20 protein-coding genes are annotated in these 23,665 nt (G+C 31.0%); 17 read left to right on the top strand and 3 right to left on the bottom strand.

Features of this window, described 5'->3' with window-relative positions; all coding sequences use genetic code 11:
* The first annotated feature begins 126 nt into the window (after window positions 1-126).
* Window positions 127-1,410: an MDR family MFS transporter gene (locus tag AB1282_RS20680; RefSeq protein ID WP_429900258.1), complete on the top strand. Its 1,284-nt coding sequence runs from the start codon at window positions 127-129 to the stop codon at window positions 1,408-1,410.
* Window positions 1,411-1,449: 39 nt separating this feature from the next.
* Here the strand turns inward: AB1282_RS20680 and AB1282_RS20675 are convergent, their stop codons facing one another.
* Together AB1282_RS20675 and pssA are read right to left on the bottom strand one after the other, a co-directional pair.
* Window positions 1,450-2,394 (bottom strand): metal ABC transporter substrate-binding protein, encoded by a 945-nt coding sequence (locus AB1282_RS20675; protein WP_056466492.1) that lies wholly within the window; start codon window positions 2,392-2,394, stop codon window positions 1,450-1,452.
* A gap of 317 nt (window positions 2,395-2,711) precedes the next feature.
* A complete protein-coding gene (gene pssA / locus AB1282_RS20670) occupies window positions 2,712-3,446 on the bottom strand; it encodes a CDP-diacylglycerol--serine O-phosphatidyltransferase (RefSeq protein ID WP_056466488.1) in 735 nt (244 codons plus the stop codon).
* Window positions 3,447-3,834: 388 nt separating this feature from the next.
* On the opposite strand from pssA, the gene AB1282_RS20665 reads away from it, so the two are divergent.
* The 11 genes from AB1282_RS20665 (at window position 3,835) to AB1282_RS20615 (ending at window position 15,155) form a co-directional block, all read left to right on the top strand.
* Window positions 3,835-5,472, top strand: coding sequence for a peptide ABC transporter substrate-binding protein (locus tag AB1282_RS20665; protein ID WP_056466485.1), 1,638 nt, complete (start codon window positions 3,835-3,837; stop codon window positions 5,470-5,472).
* Window positions 5,473-5,978: 506 nt separating this feature from the next.
* The gene (locus AB1282_RS20660) at window positions 5,979-7,613 is read left to right on the top strand and encodes a peptide ABC transporter substrate-binding protein (protein WP_056466482.1); all 1,635 of its coding nucleotides are present in this window, start codon (window positions 5,979-5,981) and stop codon (window positions 7,611-7,613) included.
* A gap of 159 nt (window positions 7,614-7,772) precedes the next feature.
* On the top strand, window positions 7,773-8,375 hold the full coding sequence (locus AB1282_RS20655; RefSeq protein ID WP_056467047.1) for a DedA family protein: 603 nt from the start codon (window positions 7,773-7,775) through the stop codon (window positions 8,373-8,375).
* Between the two features lie 69 nt (window positions 8,376-8,444).
* Entirely contained in the window at window positions 8,445-8,630 is a 186-nt protein-coding gene (locus AB1282_RS20650; protein WP_056466479.1) for a hypothetical protein, read from the top strand.
* A gap of 187 nt (window positions 8,631-8,817) precedes the next feature.
* Entirely contained in the window at window positions 8,818-9,759 is a 942-nt protein-coding gene (locus AB1282_RS20645; protein ID WP_056466477.1) for a magnesium transporter CorA family protein, read from the top strand.
* Window positions 9,760-9,829: 70 nt separating this feature from the next.
* Complete coding sequence (locus tag AB1282_RS20640; RefSeq protein WP_056466474.1) at window positions 9,830-10,711, top strand: permease; 882 nt, start codon at window positions 9,830-9,832, stop codon at window positions 10,709-10,711.
* Between the two features lie 12 nt (window positions 10,712-10,723).
* On the top strand, window positions 10,724-11,608 hold the full coding sequence (locus tag AB1282_RS20635; protein ID WP_056466471.1) for a TIGR03943 family putative permease subunit: 885 nt from the start codon (window positions 10,724-10,726) through the stop codon (window positions 11,606-11,608).
* 219 nt (window positions 11,609-11,827) lie between these two features.
* The gene (locus AB1282_RS20630; protein WP_429900254.1) at window positions 11,828-12,292 is read left to right on the top strand and encodes a hypothetical protein; all 465 of its coding nucleotides are present in this window, start codon (window positions 11,828-11,830) and stop codon (window positions 12,290-12,292) included.
* A gap of 257 nt (window positions 12,293-12,549) precedes the next feature.
* Complete coding sequence (spoIIP, locus tag AB1282_RS20625; RefSeq protein ID WP_286131557.1) at window positions 12,550-13,677, top strand: stage II sporulation protein P; 1,128 nt, start codon at window positions 12,550-12,552, stop codon at window positions 13,675-13,677.
* Window positions 13,678-13,855: 178 nt separating this feature from the next.
* Window positions 13,856-14,239, top strand: a complete 384-nt coding sequence (locus AB1282_RS20620) for a DUF3888 domain-containing protein (protein ID WP_390312199.1) — start codon at window positions 13,856-13,858, stop codon at window positions 14,237-14,239.
* A gap of 145 nt (window positions 14,240-14,384) precedes the next feature.
* Window positions 14,385-15,155 (top strand): hypothetical protein, encoded by a 771-nt coding sequence (locus AB1282_RS20615; protein WP_056466459.1) that lies wholly within the window; start codon window positions 14,385-14,387, stop codon window positions 15,153-15,155.
* A gap of 154 nt (window positions 15,156-15,309) precedes the next feature.
* On the opposite strand, the gene AB1282_RS20610 is transcribed toward AB1282_RS20615, so the two are convergent.
* Window positions 15,310-15,663: a hypothetical protein gene (locus tag AB1282_RS20610; RefSeq protein ID WP_056466456.1), complete on the bottom strand. Its 354-nt coding sequence runs from the start codon at window positions 15,661-15,663 to the stop codon at window positions 15,310-15,312.
* Window positions 15,664-15,846: 183 nt separating this feature from the next.
* Here AB1282_RS20610 and AB1282_RS20605 point away from each other — a divergent pair, with 183 nt between their 5' ends.
* From AB1282_RS20605 to AB1282_RS20585, 5 genes are all read left to right on the top strand, one after another.
* The gene (locus AB1282_RS20605) at window positions 15,847-17,526 is read left to right on the top strand and encodes a formate--tetrahydrofolate ligase (RefSeq protein WP_390312198.1); all 1,680 of its coding nucleotides are present in this window, start codon (window positions 15,847-15,849) and stop codon (window positions 17,524-17,526) included.
* A gap of 108 nt (window positions 17,527-17,634) precedes the next feature.
* Window positions 17,635-19,869, top strand: a complete 2,235-nt coding sequence (locus AB1282_RS20600; protein WP_429900250.1) for an ABC transporter ATP-binding protein — start codon at window positions 17,635-17,637, stop codon at window positions 19,867-19,869.
* Window positions 19,866-21,740: an ABC transporter ATP-binding protein gene (locus tag AB1282_RS20595; protein WP_056466444.1), complete on the top strand. Its 1,875-nt coding sequence runs from the start codon at window positions 19,866-19,868 to the stop codon at window positions 21,738-21,740. The genes AB1282_RS20600 and AB1282_RS20595 overlap by 4 nt, the downstream gene beginning before the upstream one ends.
* Before the next feature lie 127 nt (window positions 21,741-21,867).
* Window positions 21,868-22,395, top strand: coding sequence for a hypothetical protein (locus tag AB1282_RS20590; RefSeq protein WP_056466441.1), 528 nt, complete (start codon window positions 21,868-21,870; stop codon window positions 22,393-22,395).
* On the top strand, window positions 22,396-23,628 hold the full coding sequence (locus AB1282_RS20585; protein ID WP_056466438.1) for a DEAD/DEAH box helicase: 1,233 nt from the start codon (window positions 22,396-22,398) through the stop codon (window positions 23,626-23,628).
* Window positions 23,629-23,665 lie beyond the last annotated feature (37 nt).

Below are 23,665 nucleotides of genomic sequence, written 5' to 3'. Positions count from 1 at the left end.
TTCTAAACAGTTTAATTAAATGCATTTATTGGTATAGATTTCTTAGAAGAAGGAAGTAGAAATTAAAATTCAATTTACGCATTTTTTTAATTATGTTAAAGTGAGAAGGTTAGGGGGACGGACATCATGAATATACTTAAATGGAATTTTAATATGAAAATCAGGCTTGTTGCCGAGTTTTTCTTTGGATTATTCTTTTGGATGTATTTACCATTTTTAGCAATTTATTTTGCAGAAGAATTGGGAAAAGTAACAGCGGGAGTCTTACTTATGTGCTCTCAAGCTGTTGGGGTATTTGCAAATTTAATCGGAGGATATTTGGCTGATACGTATGGCCGAAAAAGAATGATGGTTATTTCAGCTTTTATTCAAGCTGGAGGAATGATTTTGCTAACAATTGCAAATTCACCAATTTTAAATTCTCCATGGTTAACTTTTTTTGGTTTTGCAATTATTAGTGTCACAGGAATGCTATATAATCCAGCAAGTTCGGCTATGGTAGCAGATACTGTAGAAGATAAAGATGAAAGAAACTTAGTATTCGCTGTTTTTTATACGATGATCAATATTAATGTTGTTATCGGACCAATCATTGGTGGGATTTTATTTTTTAAAGCAAGATTTTTATTATTTGCTACATCTTCATTTATCTTTTTAATCGTCGCATTTATGATTCTTCTATTAATAAAGGAATCATTACCAGACTCTGTAAGACAAGAAAAAGAAGATTCTATTTCAAAAGTTTTAGTAAAACAAGTAAAGAATTATCGTATTATTTTTACTGATAAGGTATTTTTCTTATTTGTTGCAGCTGGTATATTAATCTCTCAAACTTTTACTCAATTAGATTTATTACTAGCGGTTTATATTAAAGAAAGTATTCCCGTTCAAACATTATTTAATTTTAGCAATTTTACTTTAAAGACAAATAGTGAAACGTTATTTAGCTGGGTCATAGCAGAAAACGGTTTAATCGTAGCGTTATTGACAGTTTTAATAACGAAACTTGCAAATAAGTTTAATGAAAGACTTTTATTTTTTGCATCATCTGTTTGTTATGCTTTATCTATGCTGTTATTTGGATTTACGCTATCAGCCTATGTAATTTTTATTGCAATGGCACTCTTTACTTTGGGTGAGATATTAGTTGTAGGAAATCAGAACTCATTTATTGCAAAAATTGCACCTGAAAATCAACGTGGACAGTATTTTGCAGCAGCTGGATTAAGATGGTCACTTGGAAGAACGATTGCACCATTAACAATTCCACTTGCTGGGCTGATTGGATATAAATGGACATTTAGCATCATTTCAATATTAGCTTTGATCGGAGCATATTTATTTGAAGTGATGTTTAAAGAGATTAAGAGAAAATCAGAACCGATTTCTGAAAATATGAAGGTAGGATAAATAGTAGCAAAAAAGGACCCAACAAATTGGGTCCTCTTTTTAACGGTTATTTAATGCCTTATCTAACGTATCAATATTTTCTTGCATTAAGTCGAAATAATCTTTATGATTCTTTACATCGTCTTCTGAAATAGTTGCTAAGTGGTTAAGTCTTAAGATTTCAGCATGAGTTTCATTTTTTACAACGGATGCTACTTTTGGTGTAGCAAATGTTTCGAATAAAATATATTTAACATTATGTTCTTTAACAAAATCAACAACTTTCTTTAAATCCTTCTGTGAAGGCTCTTGAGAAGGGGAAAGTCCAGTGATTGGGATTTGTTCAATTCCGTAATGTTGCTCCAAATATCCATAAGCTGCATGTGAAACGACAATATCCTTACGTGCAGAATGTAAAACTAAATTTCTTAATTCACTATCAAGTTCATCAAATTGATTTTCAATTTTATTATAATTTGCTTCGAAGTACTGTTTGTTTTTTGGCATTAATTTAACTAATTCATCTTTAATATTTTGTGCTTCAATTTTTGCTCGAGATGGATCTAACCAAACATGTGGATCAACGTCATGATGATCTTCATCCGCCTGAATTTCTTCTTCGTTTGACTTTATTAATTCAATATTTTTGGTAGCCTCTAAGATCGCAACATTATTATTTTTAAGTGTATCTTTTATTTTATCTGCAAAAGGTTCCATACCTGCACCATTGTATACAAATAAATCTGAGTTTGCGATTTTCACAATTTGCTTAGAAGTTGGTTCAAAATCATGAGTATCAACACCAGTAGGGTATATAGAATGAACATCTACGTATTTACCACCAATTTTTTCAGCAAAATCTTGTAAAGGATAGATGGTTGTATAAATCGTCAGTTTATTTTTGTTTTTATTTTTCGTACTTTGCTGTTGCGTGTCTTTATTGCAAGCTGACAGAACTGCACTTGTTACTAGCAAAGTCGTAATTGCTAATTTTTTAAATTTCATTTTTTTCTCTCCCTAAAAAAATTTATCATTTTAGTATTTTATAATAAGCTTATTAATAAACGAAAAAGGTTAAAATATTTTAATGTAATTCGTAATCATTCCTTTTTAAGTTTTAAAAAAAATGTAAGATAATTCTTATCAAACAATTAGGTACATAAATTTTATTAAAATATTCAAAATCGTAATAAATACGATTTAATCCTTAGTCATTATAGAACAGTAATTATTAATGTGCAAGAAAAATGCGGTTTAAAAGGATTAATATATAAAAAAAAGTATGCTTTGATGAAAAACAATGCATCAAAACATACTTTTTATTAAGACTTTCTTTTTAAACGGAATTTACGTGGTTTCTTATTTTCATTACTTGATTGCTTCTTTTTACTTTTGAAAAATTGAAAGAAAATAAAGAAAATGTAAAGCGGAATTGCTATATAAATGAAGAATGGCCACTGCACTTTTTTAGCATGCCATACTAGATATAATGCGTATCCTAAAAAAATCGTAATAATTGTAGCATATTTAGGGATCGGAATATCTTTAAAGCTTGGAATTTTAATTCTACTAACCATTAAGAATGCTAATGCAACAAAAACTGTAATAATGACTATTTGCGGTATTCGACTTCCAAATAATGTTAAAAAAGCAACAAAACCACCAGCTGCTGTAATTGGGACACCAGTAAAATATTTTAATGATGTTGAAATCGGTGTTACATTAAATCGTGCTAATCTATATGCGCCAAACAGCGGGAATAAACCAGCAATTCCTAGACCAAAGATACCTTCAGTTGAAAATTGTGTACAAAATACCAAATAGGAAGGTGCAACTCCAAAAGTAACTATATCAGCTAAAGAGTCTAGTTCTTTTCCTAATTGTGATTGGACTCCTAAAACCCTAGCAACTCGACCGTCCATACTATCGAGCATCATTCCTATTAAAATAAGAATTGCGGCATTTCTAAACTCTCCTTTAGCTGCAAAGCCGATCGATAGAAACCCACAATATAAATTCCCTAGAGTAAATAGGTTTGGGATACTTTTTCTTATCATACATTCACTTCCTAAAATTGATATAAAAATAGATATATTCAAATTCAATAAGATATATTATAACCCATAATTTAGTAAGAATGGAAACTAATAATTAAGTTCATAAAATGTTTGTAGAATCGACATACAATTTAAAAAAAATGCGTTTTTTTTGCAACAAAAAAATATGTGAATAGTAATACAATCATATTGAACTACACTAAAATTTATAAAAAGTGTGAAAATTGAACTAAGATTTGAAGAAATTTTAATAAAAAATAAATTAAATATTAAAAAAATACTTTTTTTTCTGAAAAGTTTGTAGTATATTGAAAAAGTAATAAGTGATTTTTCAGAAAAATAAGTAAATTATAAAATGGAAAAATCACTAATATATGGAGGTGCTCTAATGAAGCGTAGATTAGCAACAACTGTTTCAAGTTTATTAGTACTAAGTACAGTACTAGCGGCTTGTGGCAAAGACACAGAAAAAACAGCAACCAATTCTCAGAAAGATACGAAGCAAACGTTAAGATTAACTACAACTACTGAGATTCCTTCTATGGATTCAGCAAAAACTACTGATTCAATGTCATTCGAAGTTTTAAACAACGTAAATGAAGGTTTACTACGTTTAGGTGAAGGTGACGAAGTAGTAGATGGTGTTGCTAAAAAAGATTCGATTGAAGTTAGTAAAGATGGACTTACTTATACTTTCCATTTACGAGATACACAATGGTCAAATGGTGATCCTGTAACTGCTAAAGATTTCGTTTACGGATGGCAACGTGCTGTAGATCCAAAAACTGCATCTGAATATTCATTCATTCTTTACTATGTGAAAAATGCTGAGGCAATTTTCAATGGTAAAATGCCATTAGATCAATTAGGTGTTAAAGCAGTTGACGATAAAACTTTACAAGTTACATTAGAGCAACCAACACCTTATTTCTTACAATTAACAACTTTTGGAACATATTTACCAGAAAACCAAAAGTGGGTTGAGTCTAAAGGTGATCAATATGGTTTAGAAGCAAATACTCAATTATATAATGGTCCGTTTACTTTAAGTGACTGGAAGCATGAGCAAAGCTTTACATTGAAGAAGAATCCTAAATATTGGGACAAGGATACAGTTAAGTTAGATGAAATTAAATACAATGTAGTTAAAGATACTTCTGCTGCAGTTAACTTATATGAAAACGGTGATATTGATAAAGTAATGTTAGATTCTGAGTACGTTGATAAATATAAAAACAACCCAGAATACAAAACTCAATTAGATGCTCGTTTAGTATTCTTCCGTTTCAATGAAAAACTACCAATCTTTAAAAATGCTAAAGCTCGTAAAGCATTTGACTTAGCATACGATAAATCTGCTATAACATCTACAATCTTAAATGATGGCTCTAAACCTGCATACTGGTTAGTTCCTTCTGAGTGGGTAAAAGGACCAGATTCAAAAGATTTCCGTGATCATAATGGTGACTTTAACAAGTATAATGTCGAAGAAGCTAAAAAATTATGGACTGAAGCTAAAAAAGAACTTGGTAAAGATAAATTTGAACTGAAAATGCTTTCTTATGATGATACAACTCGCAAAAAAGCTGCTGAGTACATCGCTGGTGAGCTTGAGAAGAACTTACCTGGTTTAAAAATTACTGTAGCACCACAACCGTTTGAAATTAAACTTGATAACGAGAAAAAATTAGATTACGACTTCTCATTCTCAGGTTGGGGTCCAGACTATCCAGATCCAATGACATTTATTGATATGTTCTTATCTAACAGTCCATTTAATGAAATGGCATACAACAATCCACAATATGATGGGCTTGTAAATGCTGCAAAGAAAGAAGCAGACCCACAAAAACGCTGGGATGATATGGTAGAAGCTGAAAAAGTAATTATGGATGAAGCTGGTATTTCACCAATTTACCAACGCGGCCGTGCATATTTACAAAAAGATTCAGTTAAAGGTATTATTGCGCATAAATTTGGCGGAGATTTCTCTTACAAATGGGCTTCTAACAAAAAAAATAAATAGTATCAAACAAAAAGAGAAGGGATCACCCTTCTCTTTTTTAGGAAGTTTTAGGTAATAAACTAAAGGGGTTATTTTCTATTTTTGTGCATAAGAAAAATCTTAAAAGTAAATGTTAAAAGGTGTCCAGTTGGTTACTTTTTTTCGCTGGCTCTTGTTTTATTTTGTGCTTGCAGAGAGAAAATTATATGATTTTTTCTTGAAACTTGAAAAAAATATACATATTTGTCCCACTTTAAACATTTATTGAAATTGGGGCAATTATTAATAGTCTTGATTTAAATATGCAAAAAAGCACTTGAAAATGTAACTTTTAATTACAAAAAAGTAAAGATTTGTTTAAATTTATTAATTTTTTTGAAAAAAATGTCGATTTTTTGTTGATATTTTCTAAAAAGTATGTAAAATAAAAAGTAAGTTAAAGGTTATTAACTATTCGGACAATAAAAATTGTTTGAATATTTTAATAGTTTTTAAGTCTAATTGTTTAATTTTGGGGAGGCAATCTAATGAAAAAGAAGGTATCGTATTTTCTATCTTTATCTGTTGCTGTGAGCATGCTTTTAACTGCATGTAACTCAGACAAATCAAATGAAGGTAAAAAAGAAACAGCAAAAGCAAAACCACAAGTATTGAACTTACTAGGCGGAGCTGAGCTACCAAGTTTAGATTCAAGTACTAGTACAGACGCTGAATCTTTCAACGTTTTAGGTAACATTATGGAAGGTCTAAACGTGTTAGGTAAAGATGATGCTGTACAACCTGGTATCGCAGAATCTTTTGATAAATCAGCTGACGGTTTAACTTATACATTCCACTTACGTGATGCTAAATGGTCTAATGGTGAGCCTGTAACTGCAGGAGATTTCGTTTACGGTTGGAAACGTGCCGCAGATCCTAAAAATGCATCTGAGTATGCATTCATGTTGAATGTATTACAAAACGGTGAAGATGTTACTACTGGTAAAAAACCAGTTGATCAATTAGGAGTTAAAGCTGTTGATGATAAAACTTTAGAAGTTAAATTAGCAAAAGCTATTCCATATTTTGATTCATTAGTAACTTTCCCAACATTCTTACCATTAAATCAAAAATACGTTGAATCTCAAGGTAAAAACTATGGTTTAGAAGCAGCTAACTTAATCTTCAATGGTCCATTTGAATTATCAGAGTGGAAACATGATCAAAGCTACAAGTTAGTTAAAAACCCTGATTACTATGATGCTAAAGACGTAACTTTAAAAGAAATCAACTTTAAAATCGTAAAAGATCCACAAACTGCTGTAAACTTATATGAGTCTGGTGAAGTTGACCGTGCTGGTTTAACTGCAGAGTTTGTTGACAAATATAAATCTAGCCCTGACTATGGAACAACTAAAGAGCCAACTGTATTCTTCTTACGTGTAAACGAATCGAAAAATCCAGCTCTTAAAAACGTTAACATCCGTAAAGCTTTAAATGAAGCATTTGATCGTGAAGCAATCACTAGCGTAATCTTAAATAACGGTTCAGTACCTTTATACGGTTTAGCTCCAAGTAACTTCTTAGATGCTAACGGTAAAGACTTCCGTGATGCTTCTGGACAACTTGTAAAATACGATAAAGCTGATGCTAAAACATTATGGGAACAAGGCTTAAAAGAAATCGGTAAGAAAGATGTTTCAATCGAATTATTAGGTTCAGATACTGAAACTAACAAAAAAATCAGTGAGTACCTACAAGGTGAATTCACTAAAAACTTACCAGGTTTAAAAATTAACATTAAATCAGTTCCATTTGCACAACAATTAGATTTAAACTCTAAGAAAGATTATGACATCTCATTCGGCGGATGGGGTCCAGACTATAAAGACCCAATGACATACTTCGATATGTGGACTAGTAAGAGCCCATTCAACCAAATGGGATTTGCTAACGCAGATTATGACAAGTTAATCTCTCAAGCAGGTTCAGATTTCTTATTAGATCCAACTAAGCGTTCTGATGCATTCTTACAAGCAGAGAAAATCTTAGTTCAAGACAATGCAGCAATTCTTCCAATTTACCAACGTGCGATTGCATACGTTATGAAGCCAAAAGTAACTGGATTAATTGAGCATGCGTTCGGACCAGATTACACATACAAAAACGTTGTAATTAAATAATTAAGAAATGATAAAAGGCTGTTCTATTGTCAGGTCACTGACTTGGACAGCCTTTTTTTATATGAGATAAGTTACTTTCACCGGAGTATTACTTTATTTTGACATATTTTATCTTCCTATGTATTATCATTGTAGTACAAGTTGTTTTTGAGAGGGGGGATCCTATTGACAAATATCATACATCAAATATTAGAATTTTTTGCGTCATTAGGATATTTAGGGGTCGCATTAGGATTAATGATCGAGGTTATTCCTAGCGAGATTGTTTTAGCATATGCTGGTTATCTTGTAGCCGGAGGGCATATAAATTTTGCAGGTGCTTTAGTAGCAGGGGTAATAGGAGGAACTATTGCTCAATTATTTTTATATTGGTTAGGCTATTTTGGTGGGCGTCCAATTATTGAAAAATATGGTAAATATATTCTAATTAATAAGCATCACCTTGATTTAGCAGAAAAATGGTTTTCAAAATATGGCGTAGGAGTAGTGTTTACGGCTCGCTTTATTCCTGTTGTTAGACATGCCATTTCGATCCCAGCTGGATTAGCAAAGATGCCAGTAAGTAAATTTACACTTTATACAGTTCTTGCAATCATTCCTTGGTCTATACTATTTATCAAAATAGGTGAGAAATTAGGAAAGAACTGGGAAACTGCTAAAGAGGTTTTAGCTCCTTATACTCCGATGCTAATCATTATAGCGATTGCCCTATTTGTTGTATATTTTTTAATAAAAAAATTAGTGGCAAAAGGTAGAAAATAAAATAAATATGATTTGTTTTACATTATATTACATATAATATGATAAATTTCAATTGAAAGGATGAATTTTATGTATTCTATGTCATATGATGCATTAAAATCTGATTTATCAAATACTCTTTCAAATGTTCAAAATCAATTGAATACGGAAGATTATTCATTACATACAAAAGAACAATTACAAAGTCAGTTAGAAGTTTATCAATACATTGATGAATTAAGTGATATGCATTATTTCTATAAAAGCGGATACTAAAAATTAGGTCACTATAAGTGGCCTTTTTCTTTATTTGTGAATAGTATAAATGCTCACTAAAATAGCCAGCCGATAGCGCTTGATTATTAGAAAATGGACTTTCTTTTTAATAAAGGTTGAAACATATATAAATGTTTCGTATGCTATTATTGTGTAGTTTTTGTTTCAGAATTAGAGGTGAATTAAGATGCTAAATTTTTATCTTTCAGATGCACAAGGGAAACTAAATCAAGTTGATGTCATTGAAAAAGGTTGCTGGATCAATGCGATCAATCCAACAGAACAAGAAATTCAATATCTAGTTCAAAAATTAGACTTAGATTTAGATTTTATCAAAGACCCACTTGATGATGAAGAACGTTCAAGGATAGAGGTTGAAGGGGAACACACTCTAATTATTGTTGATATTCCAATTGTAGCTCATGATGATAATGGGCACACAATTTTTGATACAATACCAATCGGGATGATTATTTCATCTCACACGTTTGTGACAATTTGCTTAAGTGAAAATCCGATCTTTGAAAGATTTATTTACCAAAAAGTAAAAGGATTTTTTACATTTAAAAAGACTAGATTTGCACTTCAACTATTGCATACGACATCATCATATTATTTACGTTATCTTAAACAAATTAATCGCAAAACAAATGAAATTGAAGCCGAATTACATCAATCTACGAGAAACCAAGAGTTATTTACAATGCTGAACCTTGAAAAAAGTCTTGTTTATTTTACGACTTCACTAAAATCGAATAAAATTGTCATGCAAAAAATTCTTAAAGGGAATATTTTAAAAATGTATGAAGATGATGAAGATTTATTAGAAGATGTTATTATTGAAAATAAACAGGCAATAGAGATGGCAGAAGTATATAGTAATATCTTAAGTGGAATGATGAATACATTTGCTTCGGTTATCTCAAATAATTTAAATATTGTAATGAAATTTTTAACTTCTATTACAATTATTTTATCAATTCCAACAATGGTTTCAAGTTTTTATGGGATGAACGTTGATCATATCCCATTAGCAAATATTCCACATGCGTTTCCAATCGTAATAGGTATATCTGCAATATTATCAACAACAATTGCATTAATATTTTGGAAAAAAAGGTACTTTTAACTCACAAAGCCGCCGGTCATTCGGAGGTTTTGTGAGTTTTCATTTTTAAAAAGTACATGGGAGAGAGATTATGAGTACGAATTTTTATCATTCGTTTTTACAAATGAATACGATCTTTATTTCGATAGTAGTTGAAGCACTGCCATTTATTTTAATTGGTGTTTTTATATCGGGGATCATTCAAATATTTATTACTGAGGAAATGTTATCTAAGTTAATACCAAAAAATAGATATCTAGCAGTATTAGTAGCTATTTTATTGGGATTTATTTTCCCAGGTTGTGAGTGCGGAATTGTCCCAATTGTAAGTAGGCTAATCAAAAAAGGTGTGCCACACTATGTAGCGGTCGCGTTCATGTTAACAGGGCCGATCATTAACCCAATTGTACTGTTTGCAACATTTATTGCATTTGGTAATAATATTGAAATGGTTATTTATCGTGCTGGAGCTGCTATGATCATTGCTTATATAATTGGTATCGTATTATCATATTTAAAAATTGAGAATCCATTAAAACACGATCTAGTTACAATTCCAGTTGATCATTCAATTCCTGCTAGGAAAAAATTATGGAGTGTTTGTGTACATGCTATAGAGGAATTTTTCTCAATGGGTAAATTTTTAATTTTAGGTGCATTTATTGCAGCATTCGTACAAACATTTATTCCAACTTCAACGTTAATGCATATAGGTAATGGACAAGTTGCTAGTATTCTAGTAATGATGGCATTAGCCTTTATTTTATCTCTTTGTTCTGAGGCTGATGCATTCGTAGCATCTTCATTTCAAAGTACGTTTTCTTTAAACTCAATCGTTGCGTTTATGGTTATTGGTCCAATGATCGACATAAAAAATACATTAATGTTATTCCAACATTTCAAAAGTCGATATGTATTCATTATTATTGGGTTAGTTATTGTATTAACGTTTTTCACAACATTACTCATTTAAGGGAGAATCAATATGGCAAGAGCATATGTACTATTAGGATTTACCTTCTTTTTAATGCAATTGCATATTAAAGGTACGATCTCAAAATATATTAATATGAAATACTCTTATTTATCTTTGACAGCTGCGATATTATTTGCATTTCTAACTTTAATTCAAGTAATTCATACTTTAAGAACGAGTCATGATGAAGATGAAGAGCATAGCCACGATCATGACCACCATCATGATCATAATTGTGATCATACTTGTGTACATGGACATGTTCATAAAGAAGCTAAAGGTTTTAAAAAGTTTTTAAATGGCTTAGTATTCATCTTTCCATTGTTTACCGGTATATTTTTACCAGTTGCAACTTTGGACTCTACGATTGTACAAGCAAAAGGGTTTCATTTCCCCGTTTCAGAACCGGGGAATAATGATCCTTTCATGGAAAGGCAATATTTAAAGCCTGATTTAAGTATTTACTATGGGCAAGAAGGATATCAAAAATTAATTAAACAAGAATCAAAAGAATATATAAATAAAAAAAGTATTGTCCTAAATGATTATGACTTTCTTAAAGGAATGGAAGTTTTATACGATGAGCCTGGAAAATATTTAGGTAAGCAATTGACCTATAAAGGCTTTATTTATCATGAAAAAGGATTAAAGAAAAATCAGGTTTTCTTATTTAGATTTGGCATTATTCACTGTGTTGCCGATTCCGGTGTATATGGAGTGCTAATTGATTTACCTGATGGACAAACGTTTAAAAATGATCAATGGATTGAAGCTACTGGTAATATACAACAAATGTACTATCAACCATTTAAAGTAAACATTCCTTATTTAGATGTCACTAATATTAAGGAAATTCAACCACCAAAAGATGCGTATGTATACCGCAACAAGTAAAATGAGCCTAATTGGCTCATTTTTTTTTTTACTTTCAGGATAAACAACTAACAAATTCTTATAAAAGTGAGCTTTTTTAAAATTTCATTTACCGAATTATCAATTTAAATCGAAAAATAATATAAAAAACTTGTTCATATCTAGACATGTACACATTCAATATCTAAATTTCTACGTATGTTATAAATGTACAATAAATAATTATAGAGGTGTTCTTAAATGTGGGGATTTTGTGGTTGCAATCGTAGAAGAGAAGAAAGAGAAGAAGTATCTCCAGTAAGAGATATGAGAGAGTTTGTTGAAGTTCGTAGACCATGTAATGACTGTGATTGTCATAGAAATCATGACAATGATAGAGTAATGAGTGAAAATATGAATAATAGCCATAACAGAAACAGAAATGAAAACAGAAATGAAAACAGAAATGAAAACAGAAATGAAAACAGAAATGAAAACAGAAACGAAAACAGAAATGAAAACAGAAATGAAAACAGAAACGAAAACAGAAATATGAATAATAATAGAAGATGTGGATGTAGAAAAAATAGAAACAGAAACATGAATAACAGTATGGTATCACCAGCAACAAACTCATTTTGTGAAACTCAATTAGAAGCTGCAAGAAATAGTTGCGTTGTGAATCCATTAACTAACTTCAGTCGTTGCAACAATAATAATATGTAATCTATTTAAAAAAGTGCTTTTACACTAATTAAATTACGAACTTTTTTATGAGGTGTCTTTTTGAGGCATCTCTTTTTTTACTAATCTAAATTCTATTTAAAATTCATAAATGAGAGTGGTTTAAAATGTTGAAGTGCCGACAATTTAACAATCCAATCACGCTTTTTTATATAGATAGGGATTAATTAATAAGGATTTAATAATTTTTTCATTCTATTCTATAGGGCTTGTACATACGTTTTATTAGAGGTGATTTAATGAGACAATCAATATATATAAAATCTATTAATCTTAAACGTGTAACGGCAAGTGTCTTTGTAGGCATTGTCTTATTATTTTTGTTAGCTAGTTTATTTGTGACATCAATGAAAAATACCAAATCATATTATGTACATCAATGGTTCGAAAAAATGAGTTATGAAGGATTTATTAAAGCGTTTGAATATGAAAACGGTCATTTTAAGTCAGGTGATGATTCCAATAAAAATGGACAACCTCTCGGTAATATTCTTTTTTCATTTATTACCAATATTAGACTGTACGATCCAAAAAGTTTATTAGTACATGAAATATCAAGTATGACAAAATTCGAAAATAATATATTAGTCGCTGGAGAAGGAATTGATTTTACGAATCTTCCAATCGAATCAAGCTTAACACTTGACGAAATTAACCAAAATCCAACTGTTAAAGATCCAGTGAATGAACCAATTAAAAATCCAGCAAATCCACCATCAAAAACTACAAATGGAAAAGATGTCTTTTTTATTTACCACACACATAGCTGGGAATCATTTTTACCTTTAATCCCAGGTGCAAAGTCGCCAAATCAAGCTTCTTCTCCAAAAGTAAATGTAAGCTTATTAGGTGAACGATTAAAAAATAATTTAGAAGCAAATGGAATAGGCGCGATTGACGATAAAACAAATATTGGATCTGAATTAACGAAAAGAAATTGGAATTGGGGAAGTTCATATAAAATGTCTAGATTGGTTGTACAAAATGCGCTTGCTCAAGATAATGATTTAAATTATCTTATTGACATACATCGTGATGATCAAAGAAAAAATGTGACAACAACTGAGATTGATGGTCAAAAATACGCAAAGCTATACTTTATTGTCGGAGTAGAAAACAAAAATTATAGAAAGAACTTAGCGTTAGCGAAAGACTTAAATAGTGAAATTATGAAATTTAACAAAGGTTTAACTAGAGGGATATTTAGTAAAAACTATAAACAAGGAAATGGCGTTTATAACCAAGATTTATCGCCACATTCAATATTAATCGAAGTAGGAGGAGTCGATAATACATTACCTGAACTTTATAGAACAATTGACTTGCTCTCAGATATCTTAAGCAAATACTATTGGGATCATCAATAGTGTAGTTAACAGCTAAAAAGAAGACCGAGAAAAGAAAAAACTTTTCAGGGTCTTCTTTTTTCCTTTTTCTTATAATTGCTATTTCATGTTCATTTAAAACTCTCTTTCATAACCATCAGTAAATTGTAAAGAATAGATACTAAGTAATTTGTTAAAACCTTAAGATGGAGGATTAGATATGAAAAGAGGATTTATTATCATACTATTAATATGCTTAATTGGGACATCAAAACCGGCAAATGCATTTGCGGTACAAAATGAAGTATTAGAAGATGCAGTGTTATCAATTCTTTTTCCTAGTATAAATAACCGTTTATATAAAATGTTCGGTCCAGGAGAACAATATAATTGTGCAACAATCACAAATCTAAAAAAGAAATATAATGGTACATACGTATTCGGGGCAACAATTCAATTAATTGCATATAAACAAGATCAACAACCACCTTACACTCTTGTTAAATTTAATTTTTCAAATGATGACGGTGAATGGAGTATTCGCTCTGTTACGAAAGAACCAATTCAAACAAAAACTACTGCTTTATGTAGGCCTCCTGTATAACATTATTTTTGAGGTAGAGCATACGGAATTATGGTAAAAAATGTATAAAAATATTAGATAAAAAGAATTAAATTAATCATTTTTGATGATAAATTTAGTATAAAGTATGATATGATAAAGAAAAAAATTAAAGGTGGCAATATCGTTGGCGGGAATTGATTCAATAAAGGATATTATCTATATTTATGGTGATAACCATAATCATTGCTTTATAACCTCAGGCATAAATTATAAAGAGTTTGTTCAAGGACTTCCTTTTCCTCTTCAAAACATTCTTTTGCTAAAACACGATATTCAATGGTCCGAATTTAATTTAAATTCCTCTTTTTATTATGTTGAAAGAGAAGATATTAATCAATTTATATTAGAACATAGTGAACATGACGACCTTTGTTGGATCGATTTTGAAGAATTAGCAGATTTAGATGAGCTAGAGCCTAAAGAAATCGCAGAATTACTGTATCTTGCTCACAAAAAAGAACCATTACAAAAACCTTTTATACCAAGATTAAACAATTCTTTTGCATACATGAATATAAGTGATGGAATGTATCAAAAAGTTTATTATAAACGAACTAATGATTTTATTTTTATGCTTTGTAATGTTATATCTTATAAAATTACACAACTTCAGAGAAGAAGTTTAAATATATTTAATCGTTCAAAACAAATTAATCCAATCAATATTAAATTAATGTTGACATTATATCCTTTAATGGAGGATGGATTAATAATCGATTTAAGTGAAAGAGTTGAAAATAGAAAGGTAATCGAAATTCCTATTTTCCGAGTTGATTTTTATTCTGGTGTAGATGAAATTTTAGAAAATGTTGAAGAGTATCGCGACCTCACAAATCATATTGCAAATTTAACTTATTCAAAGAAAGATGACGAATGGTCTGTAGTTCAAGTTTAATGAAAATTAATTGTCTTTCGATTTGTAAAAATGGAGTAAGTGATCGTTTGCGAAGGAATATCATGGACCTTTAAGGTCCTTTCAGTGTGTAGATGAAGTACATCTATTCTGAAAGGACCTTAAAGGTTTTTTTTGCTTATTTTTTAATCTACTCTTAAAGTATTGCACTTAAGACAATTAATAAATTATAGAAAATAGTTACAATTACCGAAAATAATCCAAACCCAATTGCTGTATATCCTAAAGTGGAATGACCTTTAGTTACAGAGTATATTCCAAGTGCAATTCCAACAATCCCAAATATAACAGGCATTAAAAATAACGAAAATAGTGAAAAAAATAGAGCTACGTATCCAATTACAATTCCAGAGGCATGAGATTTATCTGAAGTTGTTTCCGAATAAAACACATTCCTTGTGGGATAAAACTCTGCACTATATTCTTCATTTTGATCCTTTGGTAAATTGTGATTACGTTTATGTTCATTATGCTTTGTATGACGATACATAAAATTACACTCCTTTCTTTTAATGCCTTATCTATAGTATGTAACTTTGGATTCCATTGATAAGTAGAAAGTATTAGTAATTTTGAATGATTTGATGAAAGAATTTCGAATTTTTAAAAATGAATTTTTTGTAAAATTGTGCTATAATTTTGATTATAATGAAGTGCAATTGGAGATGATTGAATGAGTCAAGTTAAGTCAGATTTAGAAATTGCTTTTGAATCAGAAATGAAAAAAATAACCGAAATTGCAGATAATTTAAATCTTTTTGATGAAGAAGTTGAAAACTATGGTCATTATAAAGCTAAATTGTCATTATCAATTTTAGACCGATTAAAAGAAAATGAAGATGGTAAATTAATCTTAGTTACTTCAATAAATCCAACTCCTGCAGGTGAAGGTAAATCTACGGTCACTGTTGGACTTGCACAAGCTTTCCACAAAATTGGCAAAAATGCAATCGTTGCATTACGTGAACCTTCTTTAGGGCCAACAATGGGAGTAAAAGGCGGTGCAACTGGAGGAGGTTATTCTCAAGTTTTACCAATGGATGATATTAATTTGCATTTTAACGGTGATATCCATGCCATTACTACGACCAATAATGCTTTAGCAGCTTTTATTGATAATCATATCCATCAAGGAAATGAACTTGAAATTGATGTGCGTAGAATTACTTGGAAGAGAGTAGTCGATTTAAATGATCGCGCTTTAAGAAATGTCGTTGTAGGTTTAGGTGGTCCATCTGGTGGAGTTCCAAGAGAAGATGGGTTTGATATAACTGTTGCTTCTGAAATTATGGCAGTTCTTTGTTTAGCGACATCAATTCAAGACTTAAAAGAAAGGCTTAAACGAATTGTTGTTGCCTATACTATACATAAAACTCCAGTAACTGTTGGAGATTTAAAAGTAGAAGGAGCTCTTGCATTATTACTTAAAGACGCAATTAAACCAAATCTTGTTCAAACGATTGAACACACTCCAGCAATTATTCATGGTGGTCCATTTGCTAATATTGCTCATGGTTGTAACAGTGTTATTGCAACTAAAATGGCTATGAAATTAGGGGAATATGTTGTTACGGAAGCTGGTTTTGGTGCAGATTTAGGAGCAGAAAAATTCTTAAATATTAAAACTAGAGCTTTAGGTGTTACACCTGACGCAGTTGTGATTGTTGCAACAATTAGAGCATTAAAAATGCATGGTGGAGTAAATAAAAACGAATTGACTAATGAAAACGCTTTAGCGGTTAAAGATGGAATCCAAAACCTTGAAAAGCACGTAGAGACAGTTCAAAAATTCAATGTACCTGTTGTTGTAGCAATTAATAAATTTATTTCTGACACAGAAGAAGAAATTAGCGTATTAAAACAATGGGGACAAGACAATGGCATTAAGATTGTCTTAACAGAAGTATGGGAACATGGCGGTAAAGGTGGCGTAGAGCTAGCTGAATCACTTGTTAATATGTTAAAAAATCCTAAAGAAAATTTTAATTATTTATATGAATTATCTGATTCAATTGAAAATAAAATAGAAAAAATTGCAAAAGAAGTATATGGTGCAGACGGAGTGAATATTTCTCCTAAAGCGAAAAAACAAATTTTGGAATTTAATGAGAATGGTTGGGGCAACCTACCAATTTGTATGGCAAAATCTCAGTATTCTTTATCAGATCAACCAAGTTTAGTTGGAAGACCTTCTGGTTTTAAAGTAGAAATAAGAGAACTTAAAGCATCAATTGGTGCAGGTTTTATTGTTGCACTAACAGGTAACGTAATGACAATGCCAGGTTTACCGAAAAAACCAGCTGCATTAAATATGGACGTAGATGAACTAGGACGTCCAAAAGGATTGTTTTAATTAACTTAATAATTCAAACTGAAAAATTTACTCGCATTTGATGCGAGTTTTTTCAGTATGAGTTAGTGTTTAGGAGCCAAAATACAACAAAATAGGAGAGATGCTCATTTGATCAAGTTAGCTAAGTATTTAAAATCATTTAGTACAAGTATTATTTTAGCTATATTATTTTTATTTGGTCAGGCCATGTGTGATTTGAACTTACCTAACTATATGTCTGAAATAGTAAACAATGGTATACAGCAAAATGGTATATTGCACGTTGCTCCAGATGCAATTAGTCAAAAAGGTATGAAACTAATGACCACCTTTATGACGGATAAAGAAAAAGAAATTGTAATGAATAATTATGATTTAAAATCTACAACTGATAAAAATTCAAAAGGGAAAACATACATAAGTATTTACAAAAAGGCAAATCAGAACATATACGTAAAGAAAAAATTAAATAAGAATGTAGAAAAACAAATTGATCAATCATTTGGTGTATCTACATGGACTTTATTTAATATAATCCAAGAAGAATCTGCTGGAAAAGTCAGTCATGCACAAACTAGCAGTACGCCGCGTTCAAATAAGATTAATGTAACTAAACTATATGAGTTACAACCAATGTTTGATAAACTTTCCAAAAATGTGATAATAAATGCGCATAATAAAGCTATTTCATCGGATAAAACCTTACTAACTCAAAGTGGTATTATGATGACGAAAGCATTTTATACAGAATTAGGCGTTAATTTACACAAATTAGGAAGTCTATATATCGTTAAAATTGGATTGATTATGATTGCGATTGCTTTACTTGGAGGAATAGCTACAGTCTTAGTCAGCTTCTTGTCCTCAAGAATTGCTTCTGGCGTTGCTAGGAATTTACGTAAAGATGTTTTCAAAAAAATTGAAAGCTTTTCTAACAATGAATTTGATAAATTTTCAACGGCATCTCTGATTACAAGATGTACAAATGATGTTATGCAAATTCAAACTCTTTTAATGATGGGGATACGAATGCTCTGTTATGCACCAATAATGGGGATTGGCGGAATCATAATGGCAATCAATAAATCTGCTTCGATGAGTTGGATTATTGCATTAGCTGTGATTGTTCTACTTTCTTTAATTATGATAATCATGACAGTTGCTATTCCAAAGTTTAAATTAATTCAAAAGTTAATAGATAAATTAAATTTAGTTTCAAGAGAAAATTTAATGGGATTGATGGTGATTAGAGCTTTTGGAAATGCTTCACATGAAAAAATGCGATTCCAAGAGGTAAACAGCGAATTAACGAAAACGAATTTATTTGTTAATCGAATCATGACACTGATGATGCCTTCAATGATGTTGATTATGAATGGGTCATCACTTTTAATTATCTGGGTTGGTGCCCATCAAATTGCTAAATCTAATATGCAAGTTGGCGATATGATCGCATTTATGCAATATGCAATGCAAATCATCACAGCATTTTTAATGATTTCAATCATGTTTATCCTTGTTCCTAGAGCTGCTGTTTCTGGTGCACGTATTTCAGAAGTGTTGTCGATTGAAGTAACAATTATCGATCCAAAGTCTCATAAAAACTTCGAAGCGAATAAAAAAGGATTTGTTGAATTTAAAAATGTTTGTTTCCGTTATGAAGGTGCTGAAAATGATGTACTAAATGATATTTCATTTGTTGCAAAGCCAGGACAAACAACTGCTATTATTGGTCCAACTGGTTCGGGGAAAACAACAATTGCAAATTTAATATTACGTTTTTATGATGTTTCCAAAGGAGAAGTCTTAGTTGATGGTGTAGATCTAAGGGAAGTAAAGCAAAAGGATTTACGTACTAAAATAGGGTATGTACCTCAAAAAGGTCTTTTATTAACAGGGACAATTGCTTCTAATTTAAAATACGGAAATAAAAATATTTCTGATGAAGAAATGGAAAGAGTAGCCCAAATCGCTCAGGCTAGTGAATTTATCTCTCAAAAAGAAGGGGAAATTAATGCTGAAATTTCTCAAGGTGGAGATAATGTTTCAGGTGGCCAAAAACAAAGAATTTCGATCGCTCGGGCTTTAGCAAGGAAACCTGAAATTCTTATTTTTGACGATAGTTTCTCTGCGCTTGATTTTAAAACGGATTTTGCTCTAAGAAAAGCGTTAAATGAAGAGATAGAATCGGCGACGATGATCATCATTGCCCAACGCGTAAATACGATCATGAATGCAGAGCATATTGTTGTTTTAGATAACGGTAGGATTGTAGGCCAAGGTACTCATAAAGAACTTCTGAAAAATTGCCCAGAATACTTAGAAATTGCTTCATCGCAGTTATCCAAGGAGGAATTAGCATGAGCAATTCTAATAAAAATACTTTTCAAAATCAGGGTGTTCGTCGTGGTCCTGGTCAAATGTTTGGAAGAAATATTCCAATGGCGCCAGGTCAAAAAGCGAAAGATTTTAAAGGTTCGATGACAAAATTGATGGGGTATTTAGGAGCGCACAAAAAGACGATCATTTTTGTTTTTATACTAGCAATTATTTCAACTGTGTTTACAATACTAGGGCCAAAAATTCTTGGGAAAGCGACAGATGAAATTTTTTCTGGTGTCATGAAACAAATTAGTGGTAGTGGAAAAATTAACTTTGGGAAAATAAGTGTAATTGGTTTATGGTTGATCGGTTTATATTTATTAAGCTCACTTTTTGCATATTTTCAAGGCTATGTAATGAGTGGTGTTACGATGAAGGTAACTTATAAGCTTCGAAGTGATATAAATGATAAAATTCATAAATTACCTTTAAGTTATTTTGATCAAACTAGTCACGGTGAAGTTCTTTCTAGAATAACAAATGATGTTGATACGATTAATCAAACATTAAACCAAAGTTTAACGCAAATAATTACATCGATTACTTCAATTATTGGTATAACAATTATGATGATTTCGATCAGCTGGCAACTCACTTTAGTTGCACTATGCATATTGCCTCTTTCAATGGTATTTGTCATGATGATCGTTAAAAAATCTCAAAAACATTTTATTAACCAGCAAAGATATTTAGGAAAAGTAAATGGGCATGTAGAAGAAATGTTAGGAAATCATGTTTTAGTAAAAGCATTTAGTGGTGAAGAAGAATCTACAAGAGCCTTTAGTGAGTATAATGATGAGTTATATAAATCGGCATGGAGAGCAAATTTTCTATCAGGACTTATGATTCCAATTACAGCTTTTATTGGAAACATTGGCTACGTTGCTATTTGTATATTAGGTGGATATTTTACTGCAAATGGATCAATGACAGTCGGAGGAATTCAAGCTTTTATTCAGTATGTTCGTTCATTTACGCAGCCAATTTCACAAATTGCTAATATTTCAAATATACTTCAACAAACTGCAGCTGCAGCAGAAAGAGTATTTGAATTTTTAGAAGAAAAAGAAGAAGTACCTGAAGTAACAAATGCCCTATCAATTAAGCATAATGAAGTTACTAGTGATGTTCGCTTTAATCATGTTGCTTTTGGTTATACACCTGAAAAAATGATAATTCATGATTTTAATTTAGTCGTTAAACCTGGCCAAAAAATTGCAATTGTTGGGCCTACAGGAGCTGGTAAATCAACAATTGTAAATTTAATAATGCGGTTTTATGATGTAAATAGTGGGGAAATCACAATCGGTGGACATAACATAAAGAATTATAAAAGGGATGAACTTAGATCATTATTTGGAATGGTTCTGCAAGATACTTGGCTATTTAATGGTACCATTGCGGATAATATTCGTTTTGGAAGACTAAATGCAACAGATGAGGAAATTAAAAATGCCTCTATTTCTGCTCAATCTGATCACTTTATTAGAGCCCTGCCTGATGGATACAATATGATACTTAACGAAGAAGTGAATAATATATCCCAAGGTCAAAAGCAGCTGATCACGATTGCTCGAGCAATTTTGGCAGATCCTGAAATATTAATTTTAGATGAAGCAACGAGTAGTGTTGATACGAGAACTGAAGCACTCATTCAAAAAGCAATGGACAATTTAATGGTAGGAAGAACAAGTTTTGTGATTGCGCATCGCCTTTCGACTATTCGAAATGCAGATTTGATTCTTTGTATGAAGGATGGCGATATAATTGAACAAGGTACGCATGATGAATTAATGGAAAAAGAAGGTTTCTACGCAAATCTTTATAATAGCCAATTTGAAATAGTTAAATAAAAATTGATCCGATAAAATTTGAATCAAGACGATTTTATCGGATTATTTTTTGTGTGGTTCGTTTAATATGATACATAATAGAAAATAAGCGAACTAAAGGAATCTATAGTTTAAAGGAGTATAAATAATGTTTGATCCGACCGCTTTTGATAATATGAAGGTTGTAATAGAAGGGCTTATATATGATAAAGATCTAGACGGAGAATATGAAATCATCGATCGAAATGACTTTGTTAATCTTTCCAAGATGGATCGATTATTCTCAATTAAATTTAGGAAGCTAAACAAGTCGACTAAGACAACTAGTTGCACATTTTCAATGAATACAACGGCTAGTGATTTATATAATGAATTAATTAATGGAAATACTGAAGTAGGTTGTTATATTGAACTTGAATTTTCCTTTCCTAAACAATTAGAAATCGAAATCATTCAAAGAAGTCTACTTTTATTTCAAAATAAGACAACTGAACAATTCACTCCATTTTATAACATTAAACAGTCTATTTTAGATAAAAATATCATTGAATCGTCAGTAAACATAAAATTTCAAAATAAAATGACCGAAGATGACTTCGATCTAATAGAAGAATTGGTACATAATACAGAAATAATGTTACAATGGTACGATGAGCAAATATTAAAGGAGATTTAAATGGAACATTTTCAATTAGCAGAACAAACAATCTTAAAAATAAAAGCAAATAATATTACGAAATGGACACCAGTTCAAGAGGAAGCAATCCCCGCAATTTTAGAAGGGAACGATGTTATAGCGCAATCTCCGACAGGTACTGGTAAGACTCTTGCATATGTTTTACCATTGATTAATAAGGTTGATGAAAAGGAAGAAAATCCTCAAATTATTATCATGGCTCCAACTCGTGAACTTGTCATGCAAATTTTTCAGGTTGTCCAAGACTATACACAAAATACAAATATAAAGGTTGCTTCAATTGTTGGTGGAGCTGATATAAAACGTCAGATTGAAAAATTAAAACAGAAGCCTAAAATTATCGTTGGTTCACCGGGGCGTATCTCACAATTAATTAAACAAAAAAAATTAAAAATGCATTGTGTTAAGACAATTGTTTTTGATGAAGTAGACGAATTATTAAAAACGGATGATCAAAAAGATTTACCGCAAATTGTCAAAGCAACAATGAAAGATCGCCAACTATTATTCTTATCGGCAACAATCACACCGGCAGCAATGCAGTTTGCAAAAGAAACAAGTTCAAATCTAAAAGAAATTTCGATTGAACAAAGCTTGGAAGGAAATATAGTCCATGGGTTTATTCCTTGTGAAGAAAGAGAGAAGCTAGAATTACTTAGAAGAATTGGTTCTGTTCAAAATATGAAAGCAATCGTATTTAGTAATGATCCATTTAAACTTGAAGGATACGCTTCTAAATTAAACTTTAGAGGAATTAAAACAGCGGTACTGCATTCAAAACTAGGGAAAATGGAAAGAAGCCGAGTTTTAAAAGATCTTCAAATTGGTAAAACTACTTTACTATTTTCTACTGATGTAGCAGCAAGAGGAATTGATTTGCAAGAGTTACCGTACGTTATAACACTTGATGTACCAGAAAAAGTTGAACAATATACTCATCGAAGTGGCCGTGTAGGAAGAATGGGTAAACAAGGTACTGTTATAAACTTGGTAACACCTCGAGAGAAAAAGAATTTATTTAGCTTAAGAGGAACGCAAAAAATGTTTTTTGAACATTTAACCGTTTCACATGGCGAAATACAAAAAATCGAAATGAACGAAAAACAATTGAATGAAAATCAATCAAATGAAAAAAGAACAAAACCAGTTTCGAATCAAAACAAAAAACCTGTTTCGAGCAAAAATAAACCGGTAAAAAAGGGTAAAAAATAATAAAAAACTTCAGCCAAATGGCTGAAGTTTTTTATTT

This window comes from Gottfriedia sp. S16(2024) (assembly GCF_050473765.1).
Classification (GTDB): Bacteria; Bacillota; Bacilli; order Bacillales; family Bacillaceae_G; genus Gottfriedia.
This window is presented reverse-complemented; position numbering and strand designations above follow the sequence as displayed.

Bases quoted from the DNA above. Each gene is read 5' to 3' on its own strand.
- AB1282_RS20610 (WP_056466456.1), bottom strand. From the start codon at position 15,663: ATGTATCGTCATACAAAGCATAATGAACATAAACGTAATCACAATTTA.
- AB1282_RS20645 (WP_056466477.1), top strand. From the start codon at position 8,818: ATGCTAAATTTTTATCTTTCAGATGCACAAGGGAAACTAAATCAAGTT.
- pssA (WP_056466488.1), bottom strand. From the start codon at position 3,446: ATGATAAGAAAAAGTATCCCAAACCTATTTACTCTAGGGAATTTATAT.
- AB1282_RS20650 (WP_056466479.1), top strand. From the start codon at position 8,445: ATGTATTCTATGTCATATGATGCATTAAAATCTGATTTATCAAATACT.
- AB1282_RS20680 (WP_429900258.1), top strand. From the start codon at position 127: ATGAATATACTTAAATGGAATTTTAATATGAAAATCAGGCTTGTTGCC.
- AB1282_RS20620 (WP_390312199.1), top strand. From the start codon at position 13,856: ATGAAAAGAGGATTTATTATCATACTATTAATATGCTTAATTGGGACA.
- AB1282_RS20665 (WP_056466485.1), top strand. From the start codon at position 3,835: ATGAAGCGTAGATTAGCAACAACTGTTTCAAGTTTATTAGTACTAAGT.
- AB1282_RS20675 (WP_056466492.1), bottom strand. From the start codon at position 2,394: ATGAAATTTAAAAAATTAGCAATTACGACTTTGCTAGTAACAAGTGCA.
- AB1282_RS20590 (WP_056466441.1), top strand. From the start codon at position 21,868: ATGTTTGATCCGACCGCTTTTGATAATATGAAGGTTGTAATAGAAGGG.
- AB1282_RS20630 (WP_429900254.1), top strand. From the start codon at position 11,828: ATGTGGGGATTTTGTGGTTGCAATCGTAGAAGAGAAGAAAGAGAAGAA.
- AB1282_RS20640 (WP_056466474.1), top strand. From the start codon at position 9,830: ATGAGTACGAATTTTTATCATTCGTTTTTACAAATGAATACGATCTTT.
- AB1282_RS20595 (WP_056466444.1), top strand. From the start codon at position 19,866: ATGAGCAATTCTAATAAAAATACTTTTCAAAATCAGGGTGTTCGTCGT.
- spoIIP (WP_286131557.1), top strand. From the start codon at position 12,550: ATGAGACAATCAATATATATAAAATCTATTAATCTTAAACGTGTAACG.
- AB1282_RS20605 (WP_390312198.1), top strand. From the start codon at position 15,847: ATGAGTCAAGTTAAGTCAGATTTAGAAATTGCTTTTGAATCAGAAATG.
- AB1282_RS20585 (WP_056466438.1), top strand. From the start codon at position 22,396: ATGGAACATTTTCAATTAGCAGAACAAACAATCTTAAAAATAAAAGCA.
- AB1282_RS20635 (WP_056466471.1), top strand. From the start codon at position 10,724: ATGGCAAGAGCATATGTACTATTAGGATTTACCTTCTTTTTAATGCAA.
- AB1282_RS20660 (WP_056466482.1), top strand. From the start codon at position 5,979: ATGAAAAAGAAGGTATCGTATTTTCTATCTTTATCTGTTGCTGTGAGC.